Here is a 5,689-nt window from a genome sequence, read left to right as displayed (position 1 = left end):
GTATAAAACCATTTGCAGTTGGCAGAAAAAATTGGATGTTCTGTGCAACAACTAAGGGTGCTAAAGCTAGTGCAAATATTTATAGTATTATTGAAACTTGCAAAGTAAATAAGATTAATCCTTATGATTATTTAAAATATTTGCTGAATCATATTCATGATTATTCTGATCCAAAAGAGTTAGTAAATTTACTTCCATATAATATTGATAAAAAAATATCATCAAATTAAATTTTTTTTAGAATTATCAAAAAACTTAAGAAACCCAAAGAAAGGCGGATAATACTTGTCAAGATGGGGATATTTTAGCGTTTACAGGTATAGTGTTATACATGGACAAGTTGATAATCAATCTATAGATGATACTTCATTAGACTTAAGGAAAAATAATATAGATATTTTAATTAGTACACAGATCATTGAATCTGGGTTAGATATTGCAAATGCTAATACTATTATAATAGATAAATCTAATATGTTTGGCTTATCACAGTTATACCAAATAAGGGGTAGAGTTGGAAGAAGAGCGCAACAAGCGTATGCTTATTTAACTTATGATTCTAAAGCAAAATTTAAGAATGAAATTCAAGAAAGGCTTTCAATAATTCAATCACTTGATCAGCTTGGTTCTAGCTTTAGTTTAGCAACTGCTGATATGGACATGCGTGGTTATGGTAATTTAATTGGAGAGGAACAATCTGGTAATATTAGAGATATTGGAGTTGAGTTATATCAGCATATGCTATTTGAGGCTATAAAGTCTCTTGAACAAGGCAATCAAAACATTGAAGAAGAGGATGATATAAACCCAAAAATTATTACTCAGGATTCTATTTTTATTCCTAAAACTTATATAACTAATGAAAATTTAAGATGTATAACATATAGAAAAATTGCATCGTTAGATAATATTGAGGAATTTGATAAATTAAGTGATGAATTAAATGATAGATTTGGAATGATTCCAAAAGAAGTAAATAATTTAATTGATATTGCAAAAATAAAATTTGCAGCGAAAAAGTGCAATGTAGAAAAAATAGATATTAATAATAAGCAAGCAACAATCAAATTTAGTAAAATAAATATAGGTAACAGTGTAGCTTCAAAATATTTTGAGTTACTTAATACCCTTTTAAAAGATAAGGCAAAGTGTGTGATTTATAATAATTAGGCATATTAATTATATTTAGTTTATCTTTATTAATCAATTTTCAATCTTGTATTTATTTCATCTTTTTTTAGAGTTTGACTTTTTTTAGATAATTTTTTATTGTTTGTTTGTATTTACAATAAAGTTACAAGTTTCTGGGAGGGTATGAAAAAGCAAGTTATATTAATAATTGATGATAATAGGTTTGCTAGAAATATATTATCGAACATTTCATCAAGCTTGGGCTTTGATGTTATTGTAGCAGCTGATGGCCAAGAGGCATTAGAGATTTTGCAGCATAGTAAGTATGCTGTGGATATTGTAATAACAGATCATAATATGCCTATAGTTAAAGGATTAGAATTTGCTATAAGTTTTAAGATGATAAAAAAGTATGAGAAGGTGCCGATTATCCTATATACTCAAGAAAGTAATATAGATTATAAGGAGAATATTAATTATGATATTTTTGACTATATATTTAATAAATCTGCATCACTTAAAGAAATTGTATACAAGGCAAAGGAATTGAATGATTTAAAAGGTTTGAGAAAAGATGCTATAAAATTACACAATGATATTATTAAAGAATTAAAAATTGTTTTATTAGACTTAGGTGCAAATTTATTAAGTATATCAGGAAGAATAAAAACCATAACTTATATTTATAGTAAATTAAATAACAATACTCATGTTATAGATAATATAAAAGATATTTTGGGATTCAGAATAATAGTGAAAACTATAAAAAATTGTTATAAAGCACTAGAGCTTCTTAAAAAAGAATACAATTGTTTAGATAATAGAATTAAGGATTATATAAAGCATCCAAAAGATAATGGCTATCAATCAATACATATGGTTATTATCGGTCCTTTTAAAAAAAAGATGGAGATTCAAATTAGAACAAGTGAAATGCATAATATAGCTGAAAATGGATCGGCAGCTCATTCAATATATAAAGATAATATTCAAAATAAGGAAAAATAGGAAAAAAGTTATTTGCTGTACAGAGATAAATAAAATGATAATCCTATATTAAATTATTTTAATGTGTAGGTGAGGCAAATATTATGATTAAATATTTAAAAAATGTAATTTTATTCTATTTTAGCTGGGCTATTAGCATGATTTCTTAGAAACTCAATAAGGTCAACTCTATCTTCAATTTTTTTAATTCCTGCAAATGCCATTTTTGTCCCTGGAACATATTTTTTTGGTGATTTTAAATAATTAAATAATTCTTGGGCACTCCAAATATCTCCTAAATTACCTTTATTACTCATTGCTGATGAATATGCAAAACCACTTTTTGATGCAACTTTGGAATTTAGAATATTCCAAAGATTTGGTCCTATTTTATTTGCTTCCCCTCTATTTATTGTATGACATATAGAGCATTTTTTGAATATTGATTCTCCATTTTTATAATTAGCTTTACTAAATAATACTTTTAAATCTAAAGTACTTTCATCTATTTCCTCAACTTTATTAGTACCATCATGATTAACTTCTGGAATATCAATTTTGTAACCTTTGGTTTTAATTGGAATATTAGGGTAATATATTAAATCCCCCATATTAATGCAAAAGACAATAGCAAAAATAGCTAAAGCTATAGATAAAATAATCTTGTCAAATTCGTAATTATTCACTTATAAAAATTTTTTTAACATTTTCTTTTTATATAAGCTCTAAACTTAAAGCAAGCTTATTTTTATTAAATTTTTCTACTTAATAGCTCGCTTTAAAGCTAGCCAATCTCTCATTCCTAAATCTTCTTCAAAGCCCAATAGGTCAGAATTACTTTTTTTACATATTTCACTACTTGGAAATATTAAATTTTCTTTTCCTGCACTAAGTGTTGCAATTTGAACTCTGCATGCTTTTTCTAAATGATTGGTATAATACATTGCCTCATGAATATTTTTGCCACAGGTGAGTGTTCCATGATTTTGTAAGAACATTATATATTTACCCTCTAAATCATGAACAATTTGTTCCCCTGAATCTTCTGTTAAAGCTAAAGAATTATAATTGTGATACCTAACTTGTCCATAAAAGTGAAGTGCAAATTGGCTAATAGGTAATAGCCCGCCTTTCATACAAGAAACAGCAACGCTAGGGATAGTATGGAGATGAAATATAGCATTTATATCAGGTCTATTTTTATAAATTATAGAATGAATTATATATCCAGTCTTATTGTATTGATATTCTTCTCCTTCTAGTATTTTTCCACTGAAATCAACTTCTAATAAACAAGTTGGTTCAACTTCTGAAAAAAGCATGCCAAAAGGATAAATGTAAAAAGTATCACCTTTGCTACTGCGTGCTGAAAGGTGTGTATAAGTTAAGTCATCCATTTTTAAATAAGCTAAAATTTTATATGCTGTAGCTAGATTTTCTTTTAAAGTCCTGTCTTTCATATTTTTATACTTTATTTAGTGTAGTTACATAGCAATTTGGTGTTTCGTACAGCTTAATTTTTGAGCATCTTACGGGTTCATCATTAAAAATTTTTGGACATACTTCAAGCAATAAAAAATTTGCCATATTTTCAGCTGTTGGATTTTCATTTAAATAAAATATTTTTTGACCAGTGATATTTGATATTAAATTTCCTAACTTTTGGTCTTTAATATTTAAAATGGTATTATGATCCCAATTTGAATTTAGCCAATTATTTAGTTTTTGTTTAATTATACTAAAGTCAATTACCATACCTAAATCATTCAGTTGCTCTGATTCAAATGTTGCTTCTAAAGTGTATCTATGCCCATGAAGCATTCTACATTTTCCTTTGTGTCCAATAATTCTATGTGCAGAATCAAAGCCTATAATTTGGGTGCATTGCATTGTAAAAATCTTGCTATATATAGTTTAAACAGTTATTTTACATAAATAATGATTATAATACAATGTTATGGCGATTAGTAAAATTAAACTTGATAAGCTTGAGATATTTATGGCTAATCTCAGAGGTTTTTGTGCAGGTGTTGAGCGTGCTGTAGAAATTGTTGAGCTTACACTTGCAAAGTATGGTGCACCAGTATATGTGAGGCATGAGATAGTACATAATAGATATGTAGTTGAAAATTTGAGGAATAAAGGAGCAATTTTTGTTGAAGAAATAGCAGAAATACCTGATAATGCTGTAACTATTTATTCTGCACATGGTGTAAGTGAGAAAGTTGAAAATGAATCAAGACTCAAGCATCTAAAAATCATAGATGCTACATGTCCTCTCGTTAAAAAAGTGCATCTTCAAGCTCAGAAATTTGAAAAAATAGGAGATAAAATTATAATAATAGGACATAAAAATCATCCAGAAATTGAAGGTACAAGTGGTAGAGTAAAGCAAGAGGTTTTTATAGTGGAAAATATACAAGATGTAGAGAAAATTCCTTTTTCAAAAGATGAAAGTATTTCATATGTTACCCAAACCACTCTTAGTGTTGATGATACTAAAAATATAATAGATGCTTTAAAAATTAAGTTTCCCAATATTAAAGGGCCAGAGCTGAAGAATATATGCTTTGCTACACAAAATAGGCAAGATGCAGTTAAACAGCTTGCATCATTTGTTGATACAATTTTTGTAATTGGTGCAAAAAATAGTTCAAATTCAAATAGACTAAGAGATATTGCAGAAAGTTGTGGAACTAAAGCTTATTTATTGAACGGAGAAAATGACAATATTTCAGATTTACTTCATAATAGTACAAAATTAGGAATAACTGCAGGTGCATCTGCTCCTGAAATTTTAGTTTCTAATTTAATTGCAAAAATAAAAAAAATGAGAGATGTAAAAATCACCAATGTGGAAGGTATAGAAGAAAATGTAAAGTTTAATATTCACAGAGAGTTAAGATAATTAGAATTATTGATCAAATAAGATTTTTTATGACCTTATATTAATCAAAATTTTATAATTATTAACTTGTCGTTATTTAATTTGAATAAAAATATAATCTACTCTAAAAGCTTTTCAAGCTTATTGTTTAAATCATGTATTTTTGTGTCTGCAATGAAAAGATATATGATTTATAGTGGGGTTTTTTATGACTAAAATAAAGCTAAGAGGGATAGATCTATTAAAAGATTCTTTGTTAAATAAAGGTACTGCTTTTTCTGAACAAGAGAGGGATTTATTTGATTTAAGAGGATTTTTACCACCTGGGATAGAAGATCAAGAAGTACAAGTTAGTAGAGCAAGGATGCAACTTTCGGCTCTGTCGCATCTGTAATATGGTGTAAAATTTTTAAATTATTTATAGATTTTTCCATTAAGCAGCTAGTGAAAGAAATTTATCAAAGTCAGAATTATAATTGTCATTGTCAGCAAGTTGTCCTTTTTTAATCATGTGCAAGAGTTCTATTCCCGCAATAGTTCTGGCGGCACTTCTAAAGGATTTGAAGCCAAGCATCGGCCTAGTTCGTTTCTTTATAAATCTGTGATCGCCTTCTATCCTATTGTTGAGATATTTGTTCTGCCTAATTTCTATTTGGTTTTCTTTAGATAATGGCTTATTGATTG

The 5,689-nt window shown here is 27.5% G+C and carries 9 protein-coding genes; 5 read left to right on the top strand and 4 right to left on the bottom strand.

Annotated elements, in window-relative coordinates:
* The 3 genes from EIC27_RS08385 to EIC27_RS06010 form a co-directional block, all read left to right on the top strand.
* On the top strand, nucleotides 1–230 hold a 230-nt coding region (locus EIC27_RS08385), incomplete at its 5' end, for a transposase domain-containing protein (RefSeq protein WP_205702304.1).
* A gap of 55 nt (nucleotides 231–285) precedes the next feature.
* Nucleotides 286–1,170 (top strand): TRCF domain-containing protein, encoded by an 885-nt coding sequence (locus EIC27_RS06015; RefSeq protein ID WP_126045178.1) that lies wholly within the window; start codon nucleotides 286–288, stop codon nucleotides 1,168–1,170.
* 144 nt (nucleotides 1,171–1,314) lie between these two features.
* Nucleotides 1,315–2,139 (top strand): response regulator, encoded by an 825-nt coding sequence (locus EIC27_RS06010; RefSeq protein ID WP_126045177.1) that lies wholly within the window; start codon nucleotides 1,315–1,317, stop codon nucleotides 2,137–2,139.
* Between the two features lie 110 nt (nucleotides 2,140–2,249).
* Here the strand turns inward: EIC27_RS06010 and EIC27_RS06005 are convergent, their stop codons facing one another.
* The 3 genes from EIC27_RS06005 to EIC27_RS05995 form a co-directional block, all read right to left on the bottom strand.
* On the bottom strand, nucleotides 2,250–2,804 hold the full coding sequence (locus EIC27_RS06005; RefSeq protein ID WP_126045176.1) for a c-type cytochrome: 555 nt from the start codon (nucleotides 2,802–2,804) through the stop codon (nucleotides 2,250–2,252).
* Nucleotides 2,805–2,879: 75 nt separating this feature from the next.
* Entirely contained in the window at nucleotides 2,880–3,578 is a 699-nt protein-coding gene (locus tag EIC27_RS06000) for a class II aldolase/adducin family protein (RefSeq protein WP_126045175.1), read from the bottom strand.
* A 4-nt stretch (nucleotides 3,579–3,582) separates the two neighbouring features.
* Complete coding sequence (locus tag EIC27_RS05995; RefSeq protein WP_126045174.1) at nucleotides 3,583–4,008, bottom strand: 6-pyruvoyl trahydropterin synthase family protein; 426 nt, start codon at nucleotides 4,006–4,008, stop codon at nucleotides 3,583–3,585.
* A 67-nt stretch (nucleotides 4,009–4,075) separates the two neighbouring features.
* On the opposite strand from EIC27_RS05995, the gene ispH reads away from it, so the two are divergent.
* Entirely contained in the window at nucleotides 4,076–5,026 is a 951-nt protein-coding gene (gene ispH, locus EIC27_RS05990) for a 4-hydroxy-3-methylbut-2-enyl diphosphate reductase (protein ID WP_126045173.1), read from the top strand.
* 187 nt (nucleotides 5,027–5,213) lie between these two features.
* The gene (locus EIC27_RS05985) at nucleotides 5,214–5,399 is read left to right on the top strand and encodes a hypothetical protein (RefSeq protein ID WP_126045172.1); all 186 of its coding nucleotides are present in this window, start codon (nucleotides 5,214–5,216) and stop codon (nucleotides 5,397–5,399) included.
* Nucleotides 5,400–5,438: 39 nt separating this feature from the next.
* Here the strand turns inward: EIC27_RS05985 and EIC27_RS05980 are convergent.
* Nucleotides 5,439–5,689 (bottom strand): DDE-type integrase/transposase/recombinase (locus EIC27_RS05980; RefSeq protein ID WP_126044873.1); only part of this gene is annotated, 251 nt, incomplete at its 5' end.

Origin of the sequence: Candidatus Aquarickettsia rohweri (assembly GCF_003953955.1) — a bacterium.
Lineage (GTDB): Bacteria > Pseudomonadota > Alphaproteobacteria > Rickettsiales > Midichloriaceae > Aquirickettsia > Aquirickettsia rohweri.
This window is presented reverse-complemented; position numbering and strand designations above follow the sequence as displayed.

What these genes read in the sequence shown, in the direction of transcription:
- ispH (WP_126045173.1), top strand. Translation starts at nt 4,076, where the DNA reads ATGGCGATTAGTAAAATTAAACTTGATAAGCTTGAGATATTTATGGCT.
- EIC27_RS06010 (WP_126045177.1), top strand. Translation starts at nt 1,315, where the DNA reads ATGAAAAAGCAAGTTATATTAATAATTGATGATAATAGGTTTGCTAGA.
- EIC27_RS05995 (WP_126045174.1), bottom strand. Translation starts at nt 4,008, where the DNA reads ATGCAATGCACCCAAATTATAGGCTTTGATTCTGCACATAGAATTATT.
- EIC27_RS05985 (WP_126045172.1), top strand. Translation starts at nt 5,214, where the DNA reads ATGACTAAAATAAAGCTAAGAGGGATAGATCTATTAAAAGATTCTTTG.
- EIC27_RS06000 (WP_126045175.1), bottom strand. Translation starts at nt 3,578, where the DNA reads ATGAAAGACAGGACTTTAAAAGAAAATCTAGCTACAGCATATAAAATT.